At 32.6% G+C, this 25,600-nt stretch carries 23 protein-coding genes and 1 other RNA gene; 8 read left to right on the plus strand and 16 right to left on the minus strand.

The features are described 5' to 3' along the window. Positions 1-32 precede the first annotated feature (32 nt). The 4 genes from fsa to ffs form a co-directional block, all read right to left on the minus strand. Complete coding sequence (gene fsa / locus DM444_RS07535; RefSeq protein WP_111285224.1) at positions 33-689, minus strand: fructose-6-phosphate aldolase; 657 nt, start codon at positions 687-689, stop codon at positions 33-35. Between the two features lie 278 nt (positions 690-967). Then, positions 968-1,171 carry a hypothetical protein gene (locus tag DM444_RS07540; RefSeq protein WP_111285226.1) on the minus strand — a complete coding sequence of 68 codons (204 nt, stop codon included), beginning with the start codon at positions 1,169-1,171 and terminating at the stop codon, positions 968-970. A 4-nt stretch (positions 1,172-1,175) separates the two neighbouring features. After that, positions 1,176-1,979, minus strand: a complete 804-nt coding sequence (locus DM444_RS07545) for an SDR family oxidoreductase (protein ID WP_111285228.1) — start codon at positions 1,977-1,979, stop codon at positions 1,176-1,178. Positions 1,980-2,452: 473 nt separating this feature from the next. Beyond that, positions 2,453-2,550, minus strand: an RNA gene (ffs, locus tag DM444_RS07550) — signal recognition particle sRNA small type. Positions 2,551-2,638: 88 nt separating this feature from the next. Between ffs and DM444_RS07555 the strand changes: the two genes are divergently transcribed. Together DM444_RS07555 and hutI are read left to right on the plus strand one after the other, a co-directional pair. Then, positions 2,639-3,688: a glutaminyl-peptide cyclotransferase gene (locus DM444_RS07555; protein ID WP_111285230.1), complete on the plus strand. Its 1,050-nt coding sequence runs from the start codon at positions 2,639-2,641 to the stop codon at positions 3,686-3,688. 94 nt (positions 3,689-3,782) lie between these two features. Continuing rightward, the gene (gene hutI, locus DM444_RS07560; RefSeq protein WP_111285232.1) at positions 3,783-5,021 is read left to right on the plus strand and encodes an imidazolonepropionase; all 1,239 of its coding nucleotides are present in this window, start codon (positions 3,783-3,785) and stop codon (positions 5,019-5,021) included. A 109-nt stretch (positions 5,022-5,130) separates the two neighbouring features. Here hutI and DM444_RS07565 read toward each other — a convergent pair whose 3' ends face one another. Further along, positions 5,131-6,009 (minus strand): hypothetical protein, encoded by an 879-nt coding sequence (locus DM444_RS07565; RefSeq protein ID WP_111285234.1) that lies wholly within the window; start codon positions 6,007-6,009, stop codon positions 5,131-5,133. 99 nt (positions 6,010-6,108) lie between these two features. Here DM444_RS07565 and DM444_RS07570 point away from each other — a divergent pair, with 99 nt between their 5' ends. Beyond that, the gene (locus DM444_RS07570; RefSeq protein ID WP_111285236.1) at positions 6,109-7,152 is read left to right on the plus strand and encodes a formimidoylglutamase; all 1,044 of its coding nucleotides are present in this window, start codon (positions 6,109-6,111) and stop codon (positions 7,150-7,152) included. A gap of 130 nt (positions 7,153-7,282) precedes the next feature. Next, positions 7,283-8,533: a DEAD/DEAH box helicase gene (locus DM444_RS07575; RefSeq protein WP_111285238.1), complete on the plus strand. Its 1,251-nt coding sequence runs from the start codon at positions 7,283-7,285 to the stop codon at positions 8,531-8,533. Here the strand turns inward: DM444_RS07575 and DM444_RS07580 are convergent. The 3 genes from DM444_RS07580 to aroC form a co-directional block, all read right to left on the minus strand. Beyond that, the gene (locus tag DM444_RS07580; protein WP_111285240.1) at positions 8,530-10,713 is read right to left on the minus strand and encodes a response regulator; all 2,184 of its coding nucleotides are present in this window, start codon (positions 10,711-10,713) and stop codon (positions 8,530-8,532) included. The genes DM444_RS07575 and DM444_RS07580 overlap by 4 nt on opposite strands. Before the next feature lie 127 nt (positions 10,714-10,840). Then, positions 10,841-12,103, minus strand: coding sequence for a dicarboxylate/amino acid:cation symporter (locus DM444_RS07585; protein ID WP_111285242.1), 1,263 nt, complete (start codon positions 12,101-12,103; stop codon positions 10,841-10,843). A 52-nt stretch (positions 12,104-12,155) separates the two neighbouring features. Continuing rightward, entirely contained in the window at positions 12,156-13,214 is a 1,059-nt protein-coding gene (gene aroC / locus DM444_RS07590) for a chorismate synthase (protein ID WP_111285244.1), read from the minus strand. A 188-nt stretch (positions 13,215-13,402) separates the two neighbouring features. Here aroC and DM444_RS07595 point away from each other — a divergent pair, with 188 nt between their 5' ends. After that, positions 13,403-14,224 (plus strand): UDP-2,3-diacylglucosamine diphosphatase, encoded by an 822-nt coding sequence (locus DM444_RS07595; RefSeq protein WP_111285246.1) that lies wholly within the window; start codon positions 13,403-13,405, stop codon positions 14,222-14,224. Between the two features lie 133 nt (positions 14,225-14,357). Further along, positions 14,358-14,855, plus strand: a complete 498-nt coding sequence (locus tag DM444_RS07600; protein WP_111285248.1) for a hypothetical protein — start codon at positions 14,358-14,360, stop codon at positions 14,853-14,855. A gap of 199 nt (positions 14,856-15,054) precedes the next feature. On the opposite strand, the gene DM444_RS07605 is transcribed toward DM444_RS07600, so the two are convergent. The 7 genes from DM444_RS07605 to DM444_RS07635 all read right to left on the minus strand — a co-directional run bounded on the left by DM444_RS07605 (position 15,055) and on the right by DM444_RS07635 (position 22,044). Next, entirely contained in the window at positions 15,055-15,477 is a 423-nt protein-coding gene (locus DM444_RS07605; RefSeq protein WP_111285250.1) for a protease complex subunit PrcB family protein, read from the minus strand. Between the two features lie 17 nt (positions 15,478-15,494). Then, positions 15,495-16,640, minus strand: coding sequence for an N-acetyl-alpha-D-glucosaminyl L-malate synthase BshA (bshA, locus tag DM444_RS07610; protein WP_111285252.1), 1,146 nt, complete (start codon positions 16,638-16,640; stop codon positions 15,495-15,497). Positions 16,641-17,052: 412 nt separating this feature from the next. Continuing rightward, a complete protein-coding gene (locus DM444_RS07615) occupies positions 17,053-17,535 on the minus strand; it encodes a hypothetical protein (protein WP_057116491.1) in 483 nt (160 codons plus the stop codon). Between the two features lie 93 nt (positions 17,536-17,628). Further along, positions 17,629-18,420 (minus strand): (Fe-S)-binding protein, encoded by a 792-nt coding sequence (locus DM444_RS07620; protein ID WP_111285254.1) that lies wholly within the window; start codon positions 18,418-18,420, stop codon positions 17,629-17,631. A gap of 138 nt (positions 18,421-18,558) precedes the next feature. Next, a complete protein-coding gene (locus DM444_RS07625) occupies positions 18,559-19,896 on the minus strand; it encodes a (Fe-S)-binding protein (RefSeq protein ID WP_111285256.1) in 1,338 nt (445 codons plus the stop codon). A gap of 6 nt (positions 19,897-19,902) precedes the next feature. Beyond that, positions 19,903-20,868, minus strand: a complete 966-nt coding sequence (locus tag DM444_RS07630) for an MlaD family protein (RefSeq protein ID WP_111285258.1) — start codon at positions 20,866-20,868, stop codon at positions 19,903-19,905. 51 nt (positions 20,869-20,919) lie between these two features. After that, positions 20,920-22,044: an N-acetylmuramoyl-L-alanine amidase family protein gene (locus DM444_RS07635; RefSeq protein WP_111285586.1), complete on the minus strand. Its 1,125-nt coding sequence runs from the start codon at positions 22,042-22,044 to the stop codon at positions 20,920-20,922. 82 nt (positions 22,045-22,126) lie between these two features. Between DM444_RS07635 and DM444_RS07640 the strand changes: the two genes are divergently transcribed. Both DM444_RS07640 and DM444_RS07645 read left to right on the plus strand, forming a co-directional pair. Further along, positions 22,127-24,826, plus strand: a complete 2,700-nt coding sequence (locus tag DM444_RS07640) for a putative LPS assembly protein LptD (RefSeq protein WP_204251672.1) — start codon at positions 22,127-22,129, stop codon at positions 24,824-24,826. A 28-nt stretch (positions 24,827-24,854) separates the two neighbouring features. Then, a complete protein-coding gene (locus DM444_RS07645; protein WP_111285262.1) occupies positions 24,855-25,235 on the plus strand; it encodes a Rid family detoxifying hydrolase in 381 nt (126 codons plus the stop codon). Here DM444_RS07645 and DM444_RS07650 read toward each other — a convergent pair. Then, positions 25,216-25,590, minus strand: a complete 375-nt coding sequence (locus DM444_RS07650) for a methylglyoxal synthase (RefSeq protein ID WP_111285588.1) — start codon at positions 25,588-25,590, stop codon at positions 25,216-25,218. The two genes, DM444_RS07645 and DM444_RS07650, sit on opposite strands and share 20 nt — an antisense overlap. Between the last annotated feature and the right edge of the window lie 10 nt (positions 25,591-25,600).

Raw genomic sequence — 25,600 nt, forward strand, 5'->3', positions numbered from 1 at the left:
AAGACGATTTTTATTTTGTAAGTATCTAAAGATTACTTGTTTCCTTTCTCGAAGTCAGCCACAAACTGAGCTAAACCGATATCTGTTAAAGGGTGTTTCAACAATCCGTAAATTGCAGAAAGTGGTCCAGTCATAACATCAGCACCAATTTTAGCACAGTTAACAATATGCATTGTGTGACGCACAGAAGCTGCTAAAATTTGAGTTTCGTAACCATAGTTATCGTAAACCTCTCTAATTTCTTGAATCAAGTTTAATCCGTCAGTAGAAACATCATCTAAACGTCCAACGAATGGAGAAACATAAGTAGCTCCAGCTTTAGCAGCCAATAAAGCTTGTCCTACAGAGAAAACAAGAGTTACGTTAGTTTTAATTCCTTTATCAGAAAAGTATTTTGCTGCCATAACACCTTCTTTAGTCATAGGAAGTTTTACAACAATCTGCTCATGTAATTCAGCTAACTCCTCGCCTTCCTTAACCATACCTTCAAAGTCAAGAGCGTTAACTTCAGCACTTACGTCACCATCTACAAGGTTGCAAATGTCAACATAATGCTTAAGGATATTGTTTTTTCCAGTAATACCTTCTTTTGCCATTAATGACGGATTAGTAGTTACTCCATCCAAAACTCCTAAAGCTTGTGCTTCTTTAATTTGAGCTAAATTAGCTGTGTCTATAAAAAATTTCATAATTTGTTTAATTAAAAATGGTTTGTTTGTATTTATATCTTTGAAAAATTTTTCTTCAAATAAATTCTTTTAAAGAAATCTAGCTGCAAAATTACGAAATCAATATCAATAAAGATTTTAAAATTAAAACCATTTTAAAATTATATGTTAAAAATAAGTGTGTTTTTTACATTTTTAACAAATCTTATAATATTAGAAAGTTTTTTCTTATAGACTTATAAACTAAACAATCAAGAAAATACAATTTGACAAATTAGATAACTTAAAGAAACTTAATTTTAAGATTGCTTAGAATTATTTCTATTTAATTCCTTTAATTCATCTCTAATTTCTTCAAGAACTTTCAAAGTATCTTCTTTATAAGCTTCAGAATTATTGATTTTATCACTTACCGAACCCAAAATTCTTCGAATTACAAACCAAATAACAACTAAAAATAAAACTCCTAAAATAGTCGGCACAAATTCATTAAACGTATTCATAATATTAAAGTTTATAGTGATTCATTAACATTTTCTCGTAAACTTTATCTGGAAGCGCTCGTTTCAAAACAATTGAAAACTTTTGCATAAATGCTCCCACTTTATAATGTACATTTGGTTTTTTAGTTTGAATGATTTTATAAACCGCTTCTGCCATTTCATTTGGATTACTTCCTGCATCAACGTGATCATTCATTGTTGCTAGAACTTCGCCATAAACCTTTTCATAAGCCGAATCTTTTATAACTGGCGCGTGATAACGTCCAGCTGCAATATTAGTTGCAAAATCTCCAGGCGCAACATTCGTAATTTCGACACCAAAAGCTTTCACTTCCATTCTCAAAGCTTCAGTAATCAATTCCAAAGCTCCTTTTGATGCAGAATAAACACTTCTATAAGGAAGTCCCATATAACCTGCAATCGAAGTAATATTAATAATAAGTCCTGAATTTTGCTTACGCATTTGTGGCAACGCCGCTTTCATAACTTCAATTGGACCAAAGAAGTTAGTCTCAAAATTATTTCGAATTTCTTCTGTCGGAATTTCTTCTAAAGGTCCTGTAATTCCAACTCCAGCATTATTAATTACAATATCTAATCTTCCAGAAGTTTCGATAATTTTGTTTACCGCTGTTTTAATAGAATCAGAATTTCGAACATCTAAAGCAACTAATGGAAAAACTGAATTTAAAACTTTCTCAGGATTTCTGCTTGTCCCGTATACAACAAAACCTTTTTGATGTAAAAATTCACCAATAGATTTTCCAATTCCTGATGATCCTCCGGTAATTAAAACGACTTTGCTCATTTTTTTAGTTATAAGTTTTTAATGGTCTAACCAGTATTTAAATTCAAGTTTAGATTCTAACTCTTTTATCAATATTGAATCTTTAATTTCCTTAGAAAAAAACACAATAATCTTATTCGGATCAATGGTGGAATAATCTACTAGATAATATTTATTTAAAGCAGATTTGCTATTTTCTGGACATCCACCTGGGCTATTTCTATACAATTTTCCATCAATACAATATTTTACATATGCCTCAGTAGATTTTGGAAATTGTTTACAGAACGTATATTTACAAATTGTCTACCCTCGATTTTCTTTAATTTCTTTTTTATAATTAAAACCTCTAATAAAAAGATATCCAAAGCCAACAACTAGAATAATTAAAACTATTTTTGAAAGTTTCTCGCTCATATTAAATTTACAGATGTCCAAAAATAAAAAAATCTTCCAGAAGGAAGATTACAAACTAATTAATTCTAAAAAATAAAAAATGGCAAGCGACCTACATCGCACCGCTCAACCACGTACCCTTGCTATGTTCCCATCCTGGGGGAGTCTGCAGGAGCTGGTCGTGTAGGACTTGCCGGTGCAAATATACAACCTTTTTATATTTTTGCAAGACCTTTGTTGCTATAAAAATATCGTCGTATATTGCCTTATTCAAATTTTAAACTATGAAAAAATATAACTTCCTAGCTGTCATTTTATTAGGAATCACATTAATCGGATGTGGAGATACAAAAAAAGGTGAAAATTCTTTATTTACTATCGATGAATCTGCTTTTCCGGCTCATTTTACGCAAAAAGAAGCGCTTACAATTGGAATTTTAAACCCAAATTCGAAAGAAATCGACAGCGTTGCCTACTTCATAAACGATAAAAGAGTTGGAAGTAAAAAAGGTGCTGAAGAATTTAGATTTGAATTAATAGATCAAAAATTAGGTTATCAATACCTAAAAGCTACGGTTTATTTTGGTGGAGATTCTTCTGATGCAACGAAAAGAATTGAGATTGTTTCTGACATCGAGCCTAAATTATTAAAGTATAAAATTGTAAACACTTTTGTACATGATACGACAGCATTTACAGAAGGTTTAGAATTTCATGACGGAAGACTTTTTGAAAGTACAGGACAAAAAGGTGATTCTTACTTTAGAGAAGTAGATTATAAAACGGGAAAAGTAATCAAACAAGTTGATCTTCCTAAAGAATATTTTGGTGAAGGAATTACTTTTTTCGGTGGCAAAATATACCAATTAACATGGCAGGAAAAAACGGGCTATATTTATGATGCAAATACATTCAAACTAGAAAAAACTTTTAAATACGATAAAGATATTGAAGGTTGGGGAATGACGCACGATGACAAATACATCTATCATTCTGATGGAACAGAGAAAATCTGGAAAATGGATCCTGCAACTCAAAAATTAATTGATTACATCAATGTATATTCTGGGACTTCAAAAATTAAAGCTATTAATGAACTAGAATTAATTGATGGCAAATTCTACGCTAATGTTTGGCAGAAAGATGCTATTGCGGTTGTAAATCCAGAATCTGGAGCGGTTGAAAAAATCTTAAATCTTTCAGATCTACGTAAATCATTAAAAGCTAAAAATGCTGAAGTTTTAAACGGTATTGCTTACAATCCAGCTACAAAAACTATTTTCGTTACAGGTAAATACTGGGATAAAATATTTGAAATTACAGTTTCGGAATAATTCAAATACAAAAACAATTTTACGAATTTCACAAGTTTTCACTTATTCATAAAGGAAAATTTGTGAAATTTGTGTTTTATAACAAATTCATTTAATGATCACTCTAATCACAAACATACAAGAACTGTTGCAAGTTCGTGAAACTTCAATTGCTAAAGTTTCAGGTTCTGAAATGGCGAAACTTCCAACAATTAAAAATGCTTTTTTAGTATTAAAAGACAATTTGATTGAAGATTTCGGATCAATGGAAAATCTTCCTGAAATCAAAGCAGATAAAACAATTGACGCCACTGGAAAAGTTGTTCTTCCGTCTTGGTGTGACAGCCACACGCATATTGTTTATGCAGGAAATCGTGAACAAGAATTTGTAGACCGAATCAACGGACTTTCTTATGAGGAAATCGCTAATCGTGGCGGCGGAATTTTAAATTCGGCTAAAAAACTAAACGAAACTTCTGAAGAAGAGATTTACGAACAATCTAAAATCCGTTTAGAAGAAGTAATGCATTTGGGAACTGGAGCTGTAGAAATTAAATCTGGCTACGGATTAACAATTGAAGGCGAGCTAAAAATGCTTCGCGTCATTAAAAAGCTAGCAGAAAATTATCCAATTTCAATCAAAGCTACTTTTTTGGGCGCTCATGCTTTTCCAACTCATTATAAAGAAAATAAAGCTGGTTATATTGACGAAATCATTACTAAAATGATTCCTGAAATTGCTAAAAACAAACTGGCGGATTATGTAGACGTTTTCTGCGAAAGCGGTTATTTTTCTGTAGAAGAAACAGAAAAAATCATGCAGGCAGGAATTGAATTCGGCTTAAAGCCAAAAATCCACGTTAATCAATTTAATTCTATTGGCGGAATTCAAGCTGGAGTTAAATTTAAAGCACTTTCTGTAGATCATCTTGAAGTTATGAATCCAGAAGACATTGAAGCTTTAAAAGAAACAGAAACAATGCCTGTCGCTTTACCTTCTTGTTCTTATTTTTTAAGCATTCCGTACACGCCTGCTCGAGAAATGATAAAAGTAGGCTTACCTTTAGCATTAGCAACAGATTTCAACCCTGGCTCTACTCCATCTGGAAATATGAATTTTGTAGTTGCAACGGCTTGCATCAAAATGAAAATGACTCCAGAAGAAGCAATAAATGCTGCTACAATAAATGGAGCATACGCAATGGGAATTTCAGAAACACATGGAAGTATTACAAAAGGCAAAAAGGCTAATCTGATTCTAACGAAACCAATTTCTTCTTACTATCAAATCCCTTACGCTTTTGGAAGCAACTTAATCGAATCTGTTTTTATTGAAGGAAAAATTCTGGAATAAGATTTTATTTTTCGAATTATAAATCAACAATATCTACTCATAAAAAAAGGTCTGTGAAAAAATCACAGACCTTTAATATCAAAGTGGTATTTTATCCCTTTAGGCTAAATTATCTTAAGCTGAAACTAGTTTTAGAAACTAATTCGTCGTTATCAAAAACATTGATGAAGTAAGTTCCTTTTGCGAAATCTTTTCCAGGAAGATCTTCACTTACATTAACGCTTTTGTTTTCGTATTTTACTGTAGTTTTAAAGCTGTAAGTTAATGAATTATCTCCAAAGCTTTCAGTTTTCTTTTCGCCTAAAACATTGTTTTTAGCATCAATTACCTGTACATAATAAGTTTTATCCCCAGATTTTGCAATTTGGTTTTCAGCAATTGTAAAACTAACTTTTAAAATATCTGCACGACTTGCTTTATCTGTTTCAACTTGTTTACCTGAGCTTTTCAATTTGTAAGCTGAAGTTTTAGTATTTAAAACTGATAATTTAGAACCTCTTTCTACAGTTTTAGCTAACTCTTCGTTTTGACCAACTAATACTTCATTGTATTTTTTAGATTCTCCTAGAACCACAATAGTACTGTCTCTTTGAGTAGTTAAAACTCCATTTTGTTTTTTCAACTCGTCATTTTCAGCAACTAAAGTTTTCATTTTACTTTGCATTGCCTGAACTTGAGATCTGTATTTAGAAACATCTCCTTTAGACTTGTTCAAATCATCCATCAAAGCAACTACTTTGTCTCTCTCTTGGATTAATTCGTCTGACATAGAAGTGTTTTCAGCGATTGCAGCGTCATAAGTCGCTTTTAACTCCTGCAAATCTTTCATAACAGATTCTTTCTCTGTCAAAGTTGTCGTAAGTTCTGTTTTAACTACCTCTGTATCAGAAGATAATTTAAAAATATACACTAAGCTACCAATAAGTAGGACTGCTAAAACTGCGATTACCGCCTTTAGACTTGAATTGTTGTTCTTTGGGTTTTCCATATTTTAAAAAATTTTCTTTAATAACAAATTTAAGAATTAATATAAGGTAATAACGTAAGTTTCTACAATTATATTATTTTTGGAAAATAAATTTTTTTCATGGAAAAATTAATCCCTTTCACTATAAATGATTTAGCAAAAATCACAAATCACAGAAGTGGTGAAATAAAGTTTGGAGAAAAAATGATTGTCATTCCTCCAGGGGCTGATAAAATCGATTTTCTTAAAGAAAGTGAAGCTAAATATGTGCTTTTAGGAATTCCTGAAGATATTGGCGTGCGCGCTAATTACGGAAGACCTGGAGCAGCTTCTGCATGGCAATGTGCGATCAAAAGTATTGCAAACATTCAGCATAACCGCTTTTGTAAAGGAAGCAATATTATTATTCTAGGACATATTGATGTTGCTGATGAAATGCGCCAGGTAGAAAACCTAGATTTTAACGACGTTGACGATCGATCAAAATTAAGCCAGCTTGTTGAAAAAATAGACAAAGAAGTATCTCACATTATTTTTACTATTATTAAAGCTGGAAAAACGCCAATTATTATTGGTGGAGGACATAATAATGCTTACGGAAATATTAAAGGTGCCGCTTTAGCAAAAGGAAAACCTGTAAATGCCATCAATTTTGATGCGCATTCTGATTTTAGGATTTTAGAAGGCCGTCATAGCGGAAACGGATTTTCGTATGCATACGAAGAAGGTTTCCTAAAAAAATACTTCATTTTTGGTCTTCACGAGAATTATACTTCAAAAAGCGTTTTAGATATTATCAAAAAACTAGAAGACCGCGTTCGCTACAATACTTATGATAGCGTTAATATTAGAAAAGAAAAAGATTTTAATCGCGAAATGATTACTGCTTTGGATTTTATTAAAAGTGATGCTTTCGGAATTGAAATTGATTTAGATGCCATTCCAAACATTGCAAGCAGTGCTATGACAATAAGCGGTTTTTCTGTAGAAGAATTGAGACAATTTGTTTCTTTTTTCGCAGAACACAAAAACGCAGCTTATTTGCATATTTGCGAAGGAGCGCCAGATTTAGACAATTCGCCAAACAACAATTTAATTGGAAAACTAATTGGTTATTTAGTAACCGATTTTATTAAAGCAAACATAGAACAAACTCGTATTTAGAGCTTCTAACTGAATAAGCTCTAGAGCTTGTTTGCCAAATAATCGCCAATTCAAACAAACGATTGAACGAATAAACATATCTTTGCACAGCATTTTAGCAATTAAAACTAAAATACTTAATACCAAAGATATGTTATTCGAAGATCTATCACTTTCAAAAAGTATACAAAGAGCCGTATTTGAAGAAGGCTATTTAAATCCGACTCCAATTCAGGAAAAATCAATTCCTATTGTTTTAGAAGGCCGTGATTTAATTGGCTGCGCGCAGACAGGAACAGGAAAAACGGCGGCATTTGCTATTCCAATTATACATCAATTACACCGCATTGTAGGTTCATCAAAAAAAGCAAAAGTAATTCGTGCACTTGTAGTAACACCTACTCGTGAACTTGCAGTACAAATTGGACAGAGCTTTGATACTTACGCAAAATATACCAATTTAACACAACTGACTATTTTTGGAGGTGTTTCTCAAAATCCGCAAGTTGACGCTTTAAAAAATGGCGTTGATATTTTAGTTGCGACTCCAGGACGTTTGCTTGACCTTCATAAACAAGGTTTTCTTGATTTGAATCACCTGCATACTTTAGTTCTTGACGAAGCCGATCAAATGCTGGATATGGGTTTTATAAACGATGTGAAAAAAATCGTAAAACTGACTCCAAAAAATAGACAAACTTTACTTTTTTCTGCAACAATGCCAATTGCAATTCGCGAACTTGCAGAAATGTTTCTTCAAGATCCAGAAAAAGTAGAAGTTTCCCCCGTTTCATCTACTGCTGAAAATGTAGAACAACGTGTTTATTTTGTTGATAAAACTGAAAAAAGAAACTTATTATACACTTTAATTAAAGAGCAAAATTTATCAAACGTACTTGTTTTTTCGAGAACAAAACATGGCGCTGATAATGTTGTAAAAGCACTTCGCAAGAAAGATATTCCTGCTGAAGCCATTCACGGAGACAAATCACAAAACGCTAGACAGCGTGTTTTAGATGCTTTTAAAAATAAAGAAGTTGGAGTTTTGGTTGCAACTGATATTGCAGCGCGAGGAATTGATATTGAACAATTGCCTTACGTAATCAATTTTGATTTGCCGAATATTCCTGAAACTTACGTTCACCGTATTGGTCGTACAGGACGTGCAGGAAATGGCGGTATTGCGATTTCTTTCTGTGGAAAAGATGAAGAACCATACTGGAAAGATATTAAGAAATTAATAAAAGTAGATGTAAAAATCATTTCAGATCATCCGTATCCATGGCATTCGGGAAGTCCAGAAGCTGGAGAAAAACCTAAAAATTCTTCTAATAGAAGCGGTGGAGCTCACAAATCGAGAAAATCGAATTCTTCTAAGAAAAACAAAAAACGCTGGTACTAAACAGCGTTTTTTTCGTTTATTAAAAAGTTAATTATTTTAAATAATTTAACTGGCTCAAAAGGCTTAATAATAATATCATTCATACCTGATGAAATAGCTTCGTCTGTAATTTCATCTTTATCAAAAGCTGTTAAAGCTACAATTGGAGTTTCAATTCCGAGAAGGCGAATTCTTTTTGTTGTTTCAAATCCGTTTATTAATGGCATATTGATATCCATTAAAATCAAATCAAATTCTTCGTTTTCAAGGATTTTCAACGCTTCATATCCATCATCAACCACTTTACAAGTATAGTTGTTCTTTTCAATAATTTTCTTTGTTACAAGCTGATTAATGAGATTATCTTCAACCACTAAAATTTTATAAATCTCACTTGAAGTTAAATCAACTTCAATCTCATCAATAATACTTTTTGTTTTGGCTAAATCGTGCTCAAAAGCGATTGTAAACGAAAAAGAAGTTCCTTTTCCAAGATCACTATCTAAGGTAATTGTACTTCCAAAAAGCCCAAGCAATCTTTTTACAATACTAAGTCCTAAACCAGTTCCTTGATAATCTTCATCTTTTCTTCCAACCTGAACAAATTTCTCGAAAATTTTACTTTGATCGACAACTGCAATTCCAACGCCATTGTCTTTTATTAAGAAATCTAAATAATAAAGTTTCCCTTCTACTTTACTCAAATTCACAATAATTTCAACTTGTCCATCTTTGGTAAATTTCAATGCATTGCTTACCAAGTTCATTAAAATCTGAGCCAGACGAAGTTTATCTCCAATCAGATATTCTGGGATTTCTGGATCAATATCAATCGAGATTCTATTATTATTTTTCTGAGAAAGAAATGAAAGTGAGTTTTTGATAACGGTAATTTCGTCTGAAATATTAAAGGTCAAATTTTCAAGTACGATTTTATTTTCTTCGATTTTATTAATTTGAAGAATATCATTTACAAGAGATAGCAAATATCTAGCAGAGAATTTTAGAGAACTTAAATGCTGACTTCTAGAAATTTCTTTATGTTCTTCTAAAAGCATATTGGTAATTCCAACCACTCCATAAAGCGGCGTGCGCAATTCGTGGCTTATAGTAGAAATAAACTGAGTTTTAAGAAGAGAGGCTTCTTCTGCTATTTCTTTTGCTTCAAGAAGCTCTAAATTGTGTTTTTTCTTGAATCGAATGTTCTTGATCAGAGTGATAATTAAAATGAGAAGAATTAACGAAATAAGAACAAATAGAATTACAATAATTTTAGATTTTCTAAGACTTTGAGATTGTTCTACTTTTTCGCCTTCTACTTTATCAATTTGTCGTTTGTATTCGTCTAATTCGAGACTCACACCTGCCAAAGATGCTTTTTTAAGTTTTCTAACATTATAAAGCTCTTCTAATAGATTGTAATGATTAACAAGAGCATCGTAAGCTTCTTTATGCTTATTAATTTTATTTAAAAATTTTGAATACTCTAAATAGGCATTGGACAAATCTGTTTTTTCTTGGCATCTTTTTCCTGATTCGATAGCGCTTAAAAAGTGGGCATTTGCAGCTTTATCATCATTTTGAGAACTTGCATAAATACCGTTAAGCATATCTACAATAACCTCTGTAGATCCGTCGCTGTATTTTTTCTTGGTACTATTTACATATTTCAGAAAAAGGTAACCTTGTCTATAATTTTTAATATCGAAGTATGCCCAAGCAATATTTACATTGGTAAAATAAACCTCTTTTAGATCATTGATCTTTAAACTATAAGCAACTGATTTCTTATAATACCGAATCCCAACATCAAATTGTTTTTTTTCAAAACAATACATATTCCCTAAATTATTATAGAGATTGCATTTTAAAGAATCATTATCAGTTTTGTCTGCATAATACAATGCTTTCTTATAAAAGAAAATAGCTTTATCAATATCTGATAACTCATTGAAATTTGCCGCAATTATATTGTAAGATCTTGAAATTAGGCAATAATCTTTTATTGCTGTTGCAGCATTTAATGCATTTCTCGAAATTACAAGTGATTTTTCGAAATTTGATTCTCTAAAGTTGAGAAGTGCTTTTTTAACAAGCTTATCAATTTTTTGATCCTCGTTACATTTAGATGGGGATACTGCTGAACTGTCATAGCAATTCAGACCAAAAAATAGAAGTAAAAAAATCCGTATTTGGGGCATTAATCGGCTAGTTTTATCAAATATACACTTTAAAATAAAAAAAAGCTGTATTTCATAAAAAAATACAGCTTGTCAATTGTTATTTAGGCGTCTAAGATAAAAAATTAAACCATCTTAGCAACTAAATCTATTCTTTATTTTCCTCCCATTGTCCTACAACAGAAGTAGCTAGAGCATTTCCTAAAACGTTGGTTGCACTTCTAAACATATCACAAAAATGATCAATTGGTAAGATTAAAGCAATACCTTCAATTGGAATATCAAACATACCACATGTTGCGGCTACCACAACCAAACTTGCTCTTGGCACACCAGCAATACCTTTACTTGTTAGCATTAAAACCAAAAGCATTGCCATTTGAGTTCCTAAATCCAAATGTACATTGTAAAACTGAGCAATAAAAATACTTGCAAAAGTCATATACATCATACTTCCGTCAAGGTTAAACGAATAACCAAGAGGCAACATAAACGAAACGATTTTATCTTTTACTCCAAAACCTTCTAATTCTTCCGTTAATTTAGGAAATACAGCTTCACTGCTTGTTGTTCCAAAAGCAATTGCTAAAGGTCCTGTAATACGTCTTAATAATTCTGTCATTCTTCCTTTAAGGAAAATATATCCTATGGCGATCAAAATTATCCACAACGTACTGATTCCAATTAAAAACGAACCGAAAAATTTAAAATAAGTAATAACTAATTCTTCTGCATCTCTTATGGCAAATACACCTGCAATTGCACCAAAAACTCCAATTGGCGCAAATTTCATTACATAGTTTACCATTTTCAAAACGATATGCGAAAGTTTATCAAAAGCACCAATAATTGGTTTTACTTTCTCCCCTAAAGAAGCAGCTGCTAATCCGAAGAAAATAGAAAAAACTACAATCTGCAGAATTTCATTAGTTGCCATTGCTTCAACAATACTTTTCGGCACAATATGCTCAACGAAATTATCAAAAGAAAGATTTTGTGTCTTACCTGTAACCTCAGAAGCTGCCGCCATATCAACGTGATCTAATTTTAGACCAACACCTGGCTGTAAAATATTTACGTAAAATAATCCAATTAAAAGAGAAATAAATGAAGCTGTAAAAAACCATCCAATAGCTTTTCCTCCAATTCTTCCAACAGTTTTAATATCACCTAATTTCGCAATTCCCACTACCAAAGTCGTAAAAACCAACGGAGAAATAATCATTTGCACCAATCGAATAAAAACGGTTGCCAGCATTTTAATTTTACTACTAAATGCCTGTGCAGCTTCGGGCGAAATAGAATTGTGCAAAATAATTCCTAATATGGCTCCAAGAACCATTGCAATTATAATTTGCCCTGTTAATCCCGAAAGAAATGATTGTTTTTTAGTTTCTGTAACTTCTTGCATTAATTTTTGTTTTAATTATTAAAATATAAGACCCTCACTGTCTTACCTTTTATTAATATGTTTTGTTGATTAAGTAAAAATCAGCCAAAACAATTGCTGCCATCGCTTCTACGATTGGCACTGCGCGAGGCACTACACACGGATCATGACGTCCTTTTCCTGTCATTGGTGTAATGTTACCTTTATTATCTAATGAATCCTGAGTCTGCATAATTGTTGCCACAGGTTTAAAAGCTACTCTGAAATAAATATCCATTCCGTTGCTGATTCCGCCTTGGATTCCGCCAGAAAGATTTGTTTTAGTAGTTCCGTCAGGATTGTATAAATCATTATGTTCACTACCTTTCATTTCAGAACCAGAAAAACCGCTTCCGTATTCAAAACCTTTTACAGCATTAATAGAAAGCATTGCTTTTCCTAATTCTGCATGAAGCTTATCGAAAACTGGCTCTCCTAAACCAACTGGAACATTTTGGATTACACAAGTTACAACACCTCCAACGGTATCACCTTGTTTACGAATATCACGAATATATTCTTCCATAATCGCTGCCGATTTTTCATCAGGACAACGAACAGGATTACTTTCTATTTTAGAAAAATCCAATTCTTGATAAGGCGTATCTAAATGGATTGGCCCAACAGAAGAAACATAAGCATTAATTTTAATCTCCGGCAACATTTGCTTTGCAATTGCACCCGCTACTACTCTACTTGCAGTTTCTCTTGCAGAACTTCTTCCGCCACCGCGGTAATCACGCAAACCATATTTCTGATCGTAAACATAATCAGCATGGCTTGGTCTGTAGTTATCTTTTATATGAGAGTAATCGTCAGATTTTTGATTGGTATTTGGAATAATAAAACCAATTGGAGTTCCAGTGGTTTTTCCTTCGAAAATTCCAGACAAAAACTGAACGCTGTCTGGTTCTTTTCTTTGTGTAACAATTGCTGACTGACCAGGCTTTCTACGGGCCATATCTACTTCAATTGCTTCAAAATCTAGTTGTATTCCTGGAGGGCATCCATCAATGATTCCGCCTAAAGCTTCACCGTGAGATTCTCCAAATGTTGTTACTTTATATAGTGTGCCGAAGCTATTTCCTGCCATTGTAATTTGTTTTGAGCAAATGTAAGTTTTATGAATTAAATTAAAAAATTTAAAACTGGTATTATTAACGAAACATTAAATGGAATAAAAATTACAATTTGGTAAAATTATCCTCTTTTTGATAACCTTTTAATAAAATCAAACCTCTCAAATTTTCTTTAATTTGTAAAACTTCAAATCAAGAAAAATTGAAAAAAAGAAATGTCGAATTGGTCATTCTTTCTGATGTCCATTTGGGAACCTACGGAAGTCATGCAAAAGAATTAAATAACTATCTTTCAAGCATTAAACCTAAAACTTTAGTCTTAAACGGTGACATAATTGATGCTTGGCAATTTCGTAAATCTTACTTCCCAAAAGCACATTTGCGCGTTATTCAACGCATAATTGGAATGGCTTCTAAAGGAACAAAAGTCTATTATATCACTGGAAATCATGACGAAATACTTCGAAAATTCAGTGATATGAATATGGGTAATTTTGCTCTAGTTGATAAATTAGTTTTGGAATTAGACGATAAAAAAGCTTGGATTTTTCACGGAGATGTTTTTGACGCATCAGTTCAGCATTCAAAATGGATTGCAAAACTAGGCGGATTAGGTTACGATTATTTAATTTTAATGAACCGATTTGCAAATTGGTGTTTGGCAAAACTTGGTCGAGAACCTTATTCTTTTTCTAAAAAAATTAAAGCAAGCGTAAAAAAAGCAGTTAAATTCATTTCCGATTTCGAAACTACAGCAACCGATTTGGCAATTGAAAAAAACTACGATTATGTAATATGCGGACATATCCATGAACCAAAAATCGTGACCAAAGAAAATAAACATGGTTCTACCTTATATCTTAATTCTGGAGATTGGGTAGAAAATTTAACAGCGTTGGAATACCACAAAAAACGTTGGAAATTATTTTCTTACAAAGCCAGTAATTTTTCTGAAGAAGAAAATCTTTTTGAAATGGAGGATACTCTTAGTAATCAGCTCATTTCATCCATAATTCTGAAATAAATCAGCATTTAAAGGGTTTGCAATGGCATATTTTTCTAAAAAATGTGAATTATATAACAATTTCTAATAATGTTATACGTTCTTAATTTAAGAACGATTATACATTTGAATAAAATTAATTTTAACCATTTTTATGAAAAAAATAATATTATCTGCCATTATGCTTATTGGTTTAGCATTTACGGCTCAATCACAAGAAATCTCGAAACATGCTTTAGGATTACGTCTTGGAGACAATAACGGATTTGGAGGAGAAGTATCTTACCAATTAGGATTAAATCAAAAAAATAGACTTGAATTCGATTTAGGATGGAGAAACAGCAGAGATGTAGATGCTGTAAAAGGAGTTGCTCTTTACCAATGGGTTTGGAACATTGACGGAGGTTTTAACTGGTACGCTGGTGTCGGTGGAGGTTTAGCCGCTTGGGATTATGATTACTACAATAACGGCTACAGATATAATGATAGCGGAACTTATGTGTTTGCTGCTGGAGATATCGGTATCGAATATAGATTTAAAGAAGTGCCAATTACGTTATCTTTAGATGCAAGACCTGAAATTGGTTCAGGATATTATGATGATGACAATTTTGGTTTTGACGTTGGTTTAGGCGTTAAATTCAGATTCTAATTAAAAATAAAAAATAATTGTAAGAAGAAACCTGTCGTTGAAAAGCGACAGGTTTTTTTTATTGCCTCCCTAAGCGAAGTCGAAGGGCTTTAATGTAAAAAAGGGCTTCGACTCCGCTCAGCCTGACAAACTTTGAAATCGCATCCTAAGAAACAATCAATGTCAGACTGAGCAGAATCGAAGCCCAGCCTTATATAATTTATTTAATAATAATTTCTTTCTTAGAATGAATTTTCACGACAGTATAAGGATATGAAATTACCTGCATAGTCATTGCGTCTTTTGCAGGACTATTTTCTTTTACTGTGATAATAATATTTTTATCCGTTTCTTCTACTTTTTCAACATCAATAGAATAACCGCTTGTGTTTTTTTCACCCATATTCAAAATCACATAATTATATTCCTGAACATCTGGATCTTTCATCTTATGAGCTAAAAGCGGATCGTTTTCAAGCATTTTAATTTCGTTTGGCTCCGTTAAAATCTCAAAAAACTTAATATTCCCGCCTCCATCAGATTGTTTCGTTAAAACTTCATACAATGCGTTTGAATTTTCAACTTTCTTCACTCCGCACGAAACCATAACGAAAACCGCTAAAACAGAAATTACTTTTTTCATTTATCGCCTTTTAAAAATTAGTGTTTTTCATACTTATAATCATCAACTGCTTTTTGGTATAAAGCTTCATATTTTGGAAGGATATTTTTAATATCAAACTTTCTAGCCACTTCCAAAGCATTTGCTTTAAACTGACTTAAAACAGCATCGTCTCTTAAAATTTTAAGTGCATTTTCAGCCATTTCCTCTACATTTCCAACATTACTCAAATAACCTGAGAAACCATCAAAATTAACTTCAGGCAAACCTCCAGAATTACTCGAAATTACTGGAACACCGCATGCCATTGCTTCCAAAGCTGCCAAACCAAAACTTTCTGTTTCAGAAGGCAATAAAAACAAATCGGTCATACATAAAATTTTATCGATCTCGTGGCTATTTCCAAAGAAAATAACTTTATCTAAAATTCCTAATTCCTGACACATAATTTCAGCTTTTTCTTTTTCAGGTCCGTCTCCGACCATCATCAATTTAGCCGGAATTTCTTTCTGAACGTTATAGAAAATCTTAATAATATCTGGAATACGTTTTACTTTTCTAAAGTTACTGATATGAGTAATAATGCGCTCGTTTTCGTTTGCCATTACATAACGATGGCAAGGTGCATTTGGATCTTTTTTGACCTTATCTAATTCAATAAAATTTGGGATTACCTTAATTTTATTTTTGATTTTGAATAACTTTAAAGTATCATCTTTTAAACTCTGAGAAACTGAAGTTACATAATCCGACTTATTGATACTGAAAGTTACAGCAGGTTTATAAAATGGATGATTCCCTACAAGCGTAATATCTGTACCGTGAAGCGTTGTAATCATCGGAAGATTAATTCCTTCATTCTTTAGCATTTGTTTTGCCATATAACCCGCATAAGCGTGTGGAATAGCATAATGTACGTGCAGAAGCTCAATTTTGTACAGTTTAACCATATCGACCAATTTACTCGATAAGGCTAATTCGTAAGGCTGATAATGAAACAATGGATATTCCGGAACATTTACTTCGTGGTAATGAACATTCGGATTTAAAAGTGCCAATCTAACTGGCTGACTATATGTGATAAAATGTATTTCGTGTCCTCTTCTGGCTAATTCGAGACCTAACTCCGTGGCTACTACACCACTACCTCCAAAAGTAGGATAACAAACAATTGCTATTTTCATGGATTAAATTTAATTCTACGAAAATACTCAAAAATCACGTTTAAATAAGCTTTTAAATTGTTAGATTTTTGACAAAATTAGATTAATTCCAGTTAATAAATATTTTTAGAAGCGGAACAATATCATTAAAAACAACTTGCAGTCCCGCTGTCCGCTATATCTTTTTCTGCCTAAAGAAGCCAGAAAAAGGATACCGCTCCCATCGGGGCTAGATTAGAAGTTTTCTTTTTCATAAGAACCTTTCTTCACCAACTTTGTCAAAGTTTAAAACTTTGACAAAGTTCTTTACACAACTAATCCTAACAGGTTTTTAAAACCTGTTAGGATTCAAACTTGAGACTTAAAACTTGAAACCATAAAAAAAGGCACAAAATCTAAATTTCATGCCTTTTAAATAATTTATAAATCTTTCTTAGAAAAATCTGCTGTGCCAACTGTCGGCAGCAGGAACTTCCCATGATTCATTAAATTCTTCGATATTGTTTACCAGATTATTGAAAACAATAGTATTCTCAGAAACTGATTTATCTTTTACCATTTTCTTGAAATCAATTAATGGTTTATGTGCAATATGTTCTCCAAGTTTAAAAGTAACGTTCATTTTGTCTAATAAATCGACATTGTACTTTTTCTCTAAACTTTGTATAAATTCTACCGAACTATCAATAGAACAACCTGTAGCAGCCTGAACATCCTGATTTACGGCTAATATTATAAAACGATTGTATTTAAGCAAAAATGAAGCTTCAAGACTTGTGCCATGCGCTGCCCATTGCTCTACAAAAGCTTTTAAATCTGTTTCAATTTCAGAAAACTCTTCCTCAGAAAATTTTCTATTCGATTGGTAAATCCAGACTCTAGATTCACCTGGTAAATTTTCAAAAGGTATATACATTTTTTAATTTTAGATTGTTGATTTTAGATTTTTGAAAGGTTTCTAGTTAAAAAAACTTAGAATCTTAGCATCTTAGAACCTTAGCCTCTTTTTTTATAAATCCTGAGCATTTGCAATTAATTCTGCAATATCCAGAACTTTAACCTGTCCTTCTTTTTCCTGATGTTTAATTCCATCTGTTAGCATCGTATTGCAAAACGGACAACCAGCAGCGATAATATCTGGTTTTACCTCTAATGCATCTTCTGTACGAAGAACGTTTACTTCTTTGTTACCTGGTTCAGCATCTTTAAACATTTGTGCTCCACCGGCTCCACAACACAAACCATTTGCTTTAGAACGTTTCATTTCAACTAATTCAACGTCTAATTTCTGAATTAAATCTCTTGGTGCTTCGTAAACTTTATTTGCTCTTCCTAAGTAACAAGGATCATGGAAGGTAATTTTTTTACCTTTAAATTGTCCGCCTTCAACAGTTAATCTTCCGTCATCAATTAATGATTTCAAAAATTCTGTATGATGAATAACTTCGTAATTACCTCCTAATTCAGGATATTCATTTTTTAAAGTATTAAAACAGTGCGGACAAGCTGTCACGATTTTTTTAGCTTCATAAGCATTCAAAACCTCGATATTCATCATGGCCTGCATTTGAAACAAAAATTCATTTCCAGCTCTTTTTGCAGGATCTCCAGTACAACTCTCTTCTGTACCTAAAACTGCAAAAGAAACATTAGTACGATTTAAGATTCGCACAAATGCTTTAGTAATTTTTTTTGCTCTATCATCAAAACTTCCTGCGCAACCTACCCAAAACAAAACTTCTGGCTGTTTTCCTTCGGCAAGCATTTCTGCCATTGTTGGCACCACTAAACTTTCTGACATTTCTCTCACTTTGTTTAATCGGTTAATCGCTAAATTGTTTATTCGTTAAATAACAAACTAACAATCAAACTGTAAAAACCGAAATTATTTTAAAAATCGATTAAACGGTTAAACAACTAACCGATTAAACAATAAATTTTAATTCTCGTTTTTCCAATTTAAACGGTCTTGTTGGCTATATTGCCAAGGCGCACCATTATTTTCAATATTGGTCATCATCGCGTTTAATGACATTGGAGCAGCACTTTGTTCCATAACCAAATAACGACGCATGTCCATAATAATAGACAACGGACTAATATTTACAGGACATTCCTCAACACAAGCATTACAAGACGTACAAGCCCATAATTCTTCTGGAGTAATATAATCGTTTAAAAGTGTTTTGTTGTCTGGAACAAAAACACCTTTATTAGCATCGATATTTTTACCAACCTCTGTCAAACGATCTCTTGTGTCCATCATAATTTTACGTGGAGACAATTTTTTACCTGTTTGATTTGCAGGACAAGAAGACGTACAACGTCCGCATTCTGTACACGTGTAAGCATTTAACAACTGAACCCAGTTTAAATCCTGAACATCACTTGCGCCAAATTTAGCTGGATGTGCATTCTCATCTGCTGGCGCTGCTGCAAACGGATCTGCATTTGGATCCATCATTAACTTAACTTCTTTTGTTACAGAAGCTAAATTATCAAACTGTCCTTCTGGTTTTAAATTCGCAAAATAAGTATTTGGGAAAGCCAAAAGAATATGCAAATGTTTTGAGAAGTATAAATAGTTCATAAAAACTAAAATACCTGCAATATGCAACCACCAAAAAACTTCAAACATTAATCCAACAGCTTCATTAGATGTACCATTAAAAATTGGTGCTATAAATTGGCTTATTGGATAGCTTCCTGCTTTATGAAAATGAGAATATCCTCCTGGCACATTTTGCAAATGCAAATCAGATGCATTCATTAATAAGAACAGAATCATCAAAACTGTTTCAAAATACAGAATGTAATTAGCATCACTTTTTGGAAATCCATTTAAATCAGAATTAATAAAACGTTTCAAACGAATTACATTTCTTCTGATCCAAAAAGTAACAACAGCAATGATTACCAGTATTGCTAATATTTCGAATGAAGCAATTAAAACATCATAAACTACACCTAAATAAGGAGCGAAAACTCTATGAGTTCCAAAAAGTCCATCAATAATGATTTCAAGCAATTCAATATTGATAATTATAAAACCTACATATACAAAGATATGCAGTATTCCTGCAACAGGGCGTCTCACCATTTTTGACTGCCCTAGAGCAATCAATGCCATGTTTTTCCAACGAGCTTTAGGATTATCTTTTCGATCTACGTCAACTCCTAAATTAATATTTCGGATGATTTTTTTTACGCTCGCTGTAAAAAAACCGAAACCTACTACAAGAAGTATTGCGAATAAAATATTATCTAAATAACTCATTTATAATTATTTTTTATCAGTTGAGTTTGTTTCTTCAGTTGGTGCTACGTATGGTTTATTTTTCTTTCCAAAAAGAGAAACGTTTACGTAACGAGTTGGGTAAAGACGAAGATCTTGCAATAACAATTCAAGCTCTTTTGAAGTTTTAGTCAGGTTATTATACAATGCCTCATCATGCAATATTTTTCCTGCTGTACCTTTTCCAGAATTCAAGTTGTTCATTAAAACATCAACTTTAGCTAAAGTTTGGTTCAAGTTACGAACCGTTTTACCTAAATCTGCTTTGTTTAATGAATCTGAAATTTTATTGAAGTTACCAGACATTTTATTGAAGTTTGTAACCATTCCATTAATCTGTCCTTTATTAGTATCCAAGATATTATTAAGACTTCCTGAAGCTTTATGAAACTGTGTCATTGTCTGACTTAACTCAGCAATTGTTTTCTTTAAATTTTCTTGAGTGTTCTTGTCTAAAGTATTATTTAATCCTGTAACCAAATTATCAATATTCAAAAGCATTTTATCAAGCTTTTGCTGAATTGGTTCAATTTTCCCTCCTAATGATTCTGTCAATCCTAATTCAACAGTAGAAGCCAATTTTTGACCGTCTTCTGCTAATTCTTTGTCTGCAAAATTTGGAACAATTTTAATTTGCTTTCCTCCAATTAAACTTGGAGAATAAATTGCTGCCGTACTTGTTTTCGAAATTGGAAAATCTGTTTTAAGCTGAAGTTCAACCAATAATTTACCCGTTACTTCATCAATTGTTATCTGATTTACTTTACCAATCGCAAGTCCATTAAGAGTTACTGGCGCTGATGGTGATAAATCCTCAACATTATCATATTCGGCATATAATATTGTATAATTAGTAAAAAGGTCTCTACCCTTTAAAAAACTATATCCCCAGATAAATAATAAAATAGATGCGATGACTAAAATAGCCGTTTTAATTTCTCTTGTTAGTTTCAAAATTCTAAGTGTTTGTTACAAAATTAATATAAATATTCGAACTTGCGCTTATTATTTAATTGCGTCCTGAATATTGATTTTTTCTCCATCTTTAGTTGCCACTAAAAATGCTGCTCCATATCCTTTGCTTTTAGCCTCTTGCAAAAATTTCTGGGCTGTTTCGTAACTTGAAGTTTCTTCGTAGAAATATTTATAAATGTTATTTTCATAAATCATAGTCACGTTTTTAAGTCCTTTAAAGTTTTTAGGCTCTAAAGGTGTTTTCTTAATACTTGCGATAAGTTGTACTTTAAAGAATGTTCCTTTTGGAGCATTTTTTACCACTGCAACTGGAGTAGTCGCTTTTGGCTTAGCGGGAGTAGTATCTCTTATGGGCCGACTCTCAGTAGCTTCTGGAGCTCCTGAACCAAAATATTCGCGTTTATAGCTTAAGATCGCTTCTGCAATTGCTCTTGCAATATCATCCTGACCTTCTTCTGAATTTAAAATATTTCCTTCTGTCGGATTTGATACAAATCCAGTTTCAACCAAAACTCTTGGCATATATGCTTTGTGAAGTACCATAAACGGAGCTTGTTTTACACCGCCATGTCTAAGTTTTTTTCCTAATTTCTCAAAATTTTCTTCAATTTTGGTTGCAAGCGTAATACTGTTATCCAAATATTCTTCTTGCATCAAAGTCATACCAATCATAGATTCTGGAGAATTTGGATCGTATCCTTCGTATTTACGTTTATAATCTTTCTCTAATGTAATTACCGAGTTCTCTTTTTTCGCAGCTTCAAGATTCGAAGCAACTTTACTTAAACCCATTACATAAGTTTCGGTTCCGTCGGCAGCTGTATTTTTATTGGCGTTACAGTGAATAGAAACAAAAATATTTGAATTGGCTCTATTGGCAATATTAGCTCTTTCGACCAAATCTATAAAAACGTCTGTTTTACGAGTGTAAATTACATTAACATTAGGATTAAGTTCTAAAATCTTCCCCACTTTCAAAACAATAGCTAAAGCAATATTCTTTTCAATTCTTCCACTATAAACCGCTCCAAAGTCATGATCTCCATGTCCCGCATCAAGAGTTACCTTAAATACATTTGACTGACTATGAGCATAAAAGGAGGATATTATTAGAAATAAAGTAAAGATTACCTTAATTTTGTTAATTCTATTCATAAATCTAAAAGTTAATTTTAATAAAATGCAGCTGTTATAATTTTCAGAATTGATTATTTTTGCCAAAAAATTATATGTAAGTTTGACATGTCAAAAAACAAGCCATAATTTTACAAAAATAGCATTTAAACCTTTGCATACAAACTTATTTAATATCGTTTTAATATCATTTTTCCTAACTATAGGTTGTGGTAATTTATATTCGCAAGAAATAAAAAACAAAAAAAAGCCTTTACCTGCTGTAAAACAAACAGATAAAGAAAATCCTGCAATTACAGATACTATTAAACTTGACACCGTTAGACCTAAAAAGACTTTTTTGGATGGAAAAGTAAGGTACAGGGCTAAAGATTATGCTAAGATTGACCAAAAGAATAAACTGATCACTTTATATAATGAAGCTGAATTATACTATAAAGATGTTGAATTAAAATCTGGTATAATTGTACTTAATTATGAAAAAGATGAAGTTTATGCTGGAAGAATCAAAGATTCTGCTGGTGTTTTAACGCAGTATCCAAACTTTAAACAAGGAGCAAGCGAAGTACAGCCAGATTCTATCCGATTTAATTTCAAAACTAAAAAAGCTTTAATTTATAATTCAAGAACAGAACAAGGTGAATTTAAAATAAAAGCTGCCGTTACTAAAAAAGAAAACGATTCTGTTTACTTTTTAAAAGGTGCCCGTTTTACTACCTCAACAGATGTAGATCATCCTGAATATTATTTCCAAACTAACAAGGTGAAATTTATTCCTGGAAAAAAAGTAATTACTGGTTTAACCAATATGGTAATTGCCGACGTTCCAACTCCGCTTGCTTTGCCTTTTGCTTATTTTCCAATGAGTCAGGAGAAAAGTGTTTCTGGTATTATTATTCCAAGTTATAACGATTCTAATACAAGAGGTTTTTCATTACAAAATGGAGGTTACTATTTTGCTTTAAGCGATAATTACGATTTAACTGTACTTGGAGATTATTATACCAACGGAAGTTACGCGATGCGTTTCGAATCGTCGTACGCCACGCGATATAAATACCGAGGAAATGTGAATATTCGTTTTGAAAATTTAATTAGCAGCGAACGTGGTTATCCTGATTACTCAAAGCAAGGAATTTACAATATCCGGTGGTCGCATTCAAAAGATTCAAAATCAAACCCAAATTCGACCTTTTCTGCATCGGTTAACATGGGTAGTAGTAAATATTTTAAGCAATCTATTAACCAAGCAAACATTGGTTCGAACTTAAATAATACATTAAGCTCTTCTATTTCATACAATAGAACCTTCAACACTATTCCTGGTTCTCGTATTTCGTTATCTGCTACGCACAGTCAGAATACACAAACAGAAGACATTATTATGACCCTTCCTTCCCTACAAGGAAGTATTGACCGTGTCTATCCATTTGTTGGAAAAGATGGTGTAAAAAAGGGATTAATTAAGAACATTAACTTACAATATAGTGTAAGCGGTAAAAACTATTTTAAAACAAAAGATTCTTTGTTTTTCAAGCCTCAAATGTTTGATGACGCTCAGTTAGGAATGCAACATACTATTCCGCTTAGTACAAACTTTAAACTATTTAAATATTTTAGTGCAGGAGCTTCTACAACTTACCAAGAAACATGGGTTAACAAAACCATTCAAAAAGTTTACGATCCAACCGAAGCAAAAGCGGTCAATGAAAATGTAAACGGATTTGATTCTTATAGAACATATAATTTCAGCACCAATTTAGGTACAACTATTTACGGAACTTTCAATTTTGGTGACGACAAAAAAATCCAGTCTATTAGACACGTTATGCGTCCTAGTGTTACTTATGCTTATACACCAAGTTTTGAGCGCTATTATGACACGTATTCAGTCGATGCGACAGGGAAAATAGTTTCTGAATATACTAGGTTTGAAAATGGTTTATATGGAGCGCCTGCAAAAGACAATTCAAACATTGTTGGTTTTGCATTAAGCAACACTTTTGAGGCTAAAGTTAGAGACCGTGACAGCACAAAAACAGAGCCTAAAAAAATAATGCTGCTAAACAATTTAAACTTCAGCACAAGCTATAACTTCAATGCTGACGGAAAATCAACATTTGGATGGCAGCCTGTATTAGTTAGCGGTGGAACACAATTTTTTGACAATAAAATGAATATGAATTTTGGTGCTACATTAGATCCTTATGCGATTGATAACGGTGGTAACAAAATTGATAAATTCAACATTGACAACGGTGGAAGTTTATTCAGAATGACAAGTGCTAACGTAACAGTAAACTATTCTTTCTCCAATAAAGGAACCAGCGAAAAAGACAAAAACACTCAAAGCCAGCGGAACGGTGGACGAAGCGATGACTTATTTGGTACAAATACCGATTTAAATGATAGCCGTAACAGCCAGTTTGCAAATGAACCGGAAAAAGAAGATGCTATTGCAGAATTCTTTAATTCGAAAGTGCCGTGGGATATGACGCTTGCGTACTCTTTAACATACTCAAACGTAAAAAGAGAAAACACGATTTCTGGAAACTCTATCATGATTTCTGTAAATACAGATCTTACGCCTAAATGGAAAGCCGGAGTTTCTACTGGATACGATTTTGTTCAAAAAGGGGTTACTTTTACTCAATTCCGTTTTGAAAGAGACTTATTAAGCTGGAGAATGGCATTTAACTGGCAGCCTCTTGGAACGAACTCTAACTGGAATTTCTTCATCGGAATTAAATCTGGTATGCTTAGCGATATCAAATGGAACAAACGAAGCGTTTCAAATAGATAAACTACTTTCGAATCAAAATAAATTCATTATGAAAAAAATCATCTTTACCGAGAAAGCTCCTGCTCCAATCGGACCGTATAATCAAGCTGTATTATCTGGAAATACACTTTATGCTTCTGGACAAATTGCAATCAATCCTGAGTCAGGAGAATTGGTTACAGACAACATTAATGATGAAACGAATCAAGTTATGAAAAACATTGCTGCAATTCTTGAAGCAGCAGATATGACTTTTGAAAACGTAGTAAAGTCAACTATTTTCATCATGGATATGAACAACTTTGGTGCAATAAACACTGTTTACGGTTCTTATTTTAACGAAAAAACCGCTCCAGCTCGTGAAACGGTTCAAGTGACTTGTTTGCCAAAAAATGTTAATGTAGAAATTTCTATAATTGCAGTGCAATAGCATCTAATAATAATTGTGCCGTTGCTTCATTCGTGGCCAGCGGCACATTATGCACATCACAAACACGAATCAGCATATTAATATCGGCTTCGTGCGGATGACTCGATAAAGGATCTTTAAAAAAGAAAACCATCTGCGTAATTCCTTCCGCTACTCTACCTGCAATTTGTGCATCGCCTCCAAGAGGTCCTGAAAGCATTCTTTGAGTTTTAAACCCAGCAGCTTCAGCTTTTCCTCCAGTAGTTCCAGTACCAATTAGCCTTATTTTTTCATTGTGCAAAATAGCTTCATTTTTGATTAAAAAATCAATTAAATCAGCTTTTTTTCCATCATGAGCAATAATGGCAATTTCCATAAAACCAGAA

This window comes from Flavobacterium ginsenosidimutans (assembly GCF_003254625.1).
Classification (GTDB): Bacteria; Bacteroidota; Bacteroidia; order Flavobacteriales; family Flavobacteriaceae; genus Flavobacterium; species Flavobacterium ginsenosidimutans.

What these genes read in the sequence shown, in the direction of transcription:
- hutI (WP_111285232.1), top strand. Translation starts at nt 3,783, where the DNA reads ATGATCACTCTAATCACAAACATACAAGAACTGTTGCAAGTTCGTGAA.
- fsa (WP_111285224.1), bottom strand. Translation starts at nt 689, where the DNA reads ATGAAATTTTTTATAGACACAGCTAATTTAGCTCAAATTAAAGAAGCA.
- DM444_RS07555 (WP_111285230.1), top strand. Translation starts at nt 2,639, where the DNA reads ATGAAAAAATATAACTTCCTAGCTGTCATTTTATTAGGAATCACATTA.
- DM444_RS07575 (WP_111285238.1), top strand. Translation starts at nt 7,283, where the DNA reads ATGTTATTCGAAGATCTATCACTTTCAAAAAGTATACAAAGAGCCGTA.
- DM444_RS07625 (WP_111285256.1), bottom strand. Translation starts at nt 19,896, where the DNA reads ATGAGTTATTTAGATAATATTTTATTCGCAATACTTCTTGTAGTAGGT.
- DM444_RS07600 (WP_111285248.1), top strand. Translation starts at nt 14,358, where the DNA reads ATGAAAAAAATAATATTATCTGCCATTATGCTTATTGGTTTAGCATTT.
- DM444_RS07585 (WP_111285242.1), bottom strand. Translation starts at nt 12,103, where the DNA reads ATGCAAGAAGTTACAGAAACTAAAAAACAATCATTTCTTTCGGGATTA.
- DM444_RS07635 (WP_111285586.1), bottom strand. Translation starts at nt 22,044, where the DNA reads ATGAATAGAATTAACAAAATTAAGGTAATCTTTACTTTATTTCTAATA.
- DM444_RS07645 (WP_111285262.1), top strand. Translation starts at nt 24,855, where the DNA reads ATGAAAAAAATCATCTTTACCGAGAAAGCTCCTGCTCCAATCGGACCG.
- DM444_RS07570 (WP_111285236.1), top strand. Translation starts at nt 6,109, where the DNA reads ATGGAAAAATTAATCCCTTTCACTATAAATGATTTAGCAAAAATCACA.
- DM444_RS07605 (WP_111285250.1), bottom strand. Translation starts at nt 15,477, where the DNA reads ATGAAAAAAGTAATTTCTGTTTTAGCGGTTTTCGTTATGGTTTCGTGC.
- aroC (WP_111285244.1), bottom strand. Translation starts at nt 13,214, where the DNA reads ATGGCAGGAAATAGCTTCGGCACACTATATAAAGTAACAACATTTGGA.
- DM444_RS07565 (WP_111285234.1), bottom strand. Translation starts at nt 6,009, where the DNA reads ATGGAAAACCCAAAGAACAACAATTCAAGTCTAAAGGCGGTAATCGCA.
- DM444_RS07580 (WP_111285240.1), bottom strand. Translation starts at nt 10,713, where the DNA reads ATGCCCCAAATACGGATTTTTTTACTTCTATTTTTTGGTCTGAATTGC.
- DM444_RS07615 (WP_057116491.1), bottom strand. Translation starts at nt 17,535, where the DNA reads ATGTATATACCTTTTGAAAATTTACCAGGTGAATCTAGAGTCTGGATT.
- DM444_RS07540 (WP_111285226.1), bottom strand. Translation starts at nt 1,171, where the DNA reads ATGAATACGTTTAATGAATTTGTGCCGACTATTTTAGGAGTTTTATTT.
- DM444_RS07620 (WP_111285254.1), bottom strand. Translation starts at nt 18,420, where the DNA reads ATGTCAGAAAGTTTAGTGGTGCCAACAATGGCAGAAATGCTTGCCGAA.
- bshA (WP_111285252.1), bottom strand. Translation starts at nt 16,640, where the DNA reads ATGAAAATAGCAATTGTTTGTTATCCTACTTTTGGAGGTAGTGGTGTA.
- DM444_RS07545 (WP_111285228.1), bottom strand. Translation starts at nt 1,979, where the DNA reads ATGAGCAAAGTCGTTTTAATTACCGGAGGATCATCAGGAATTGGAAAA.
- DM444_RS07650 (WP_111285588.1), bottom strand. Translation starts at nt 25,590, where the DNA reads ATGGAAATTGCCATTATTGCTCATGATGGAAAAAAAGCTGATTTAATT.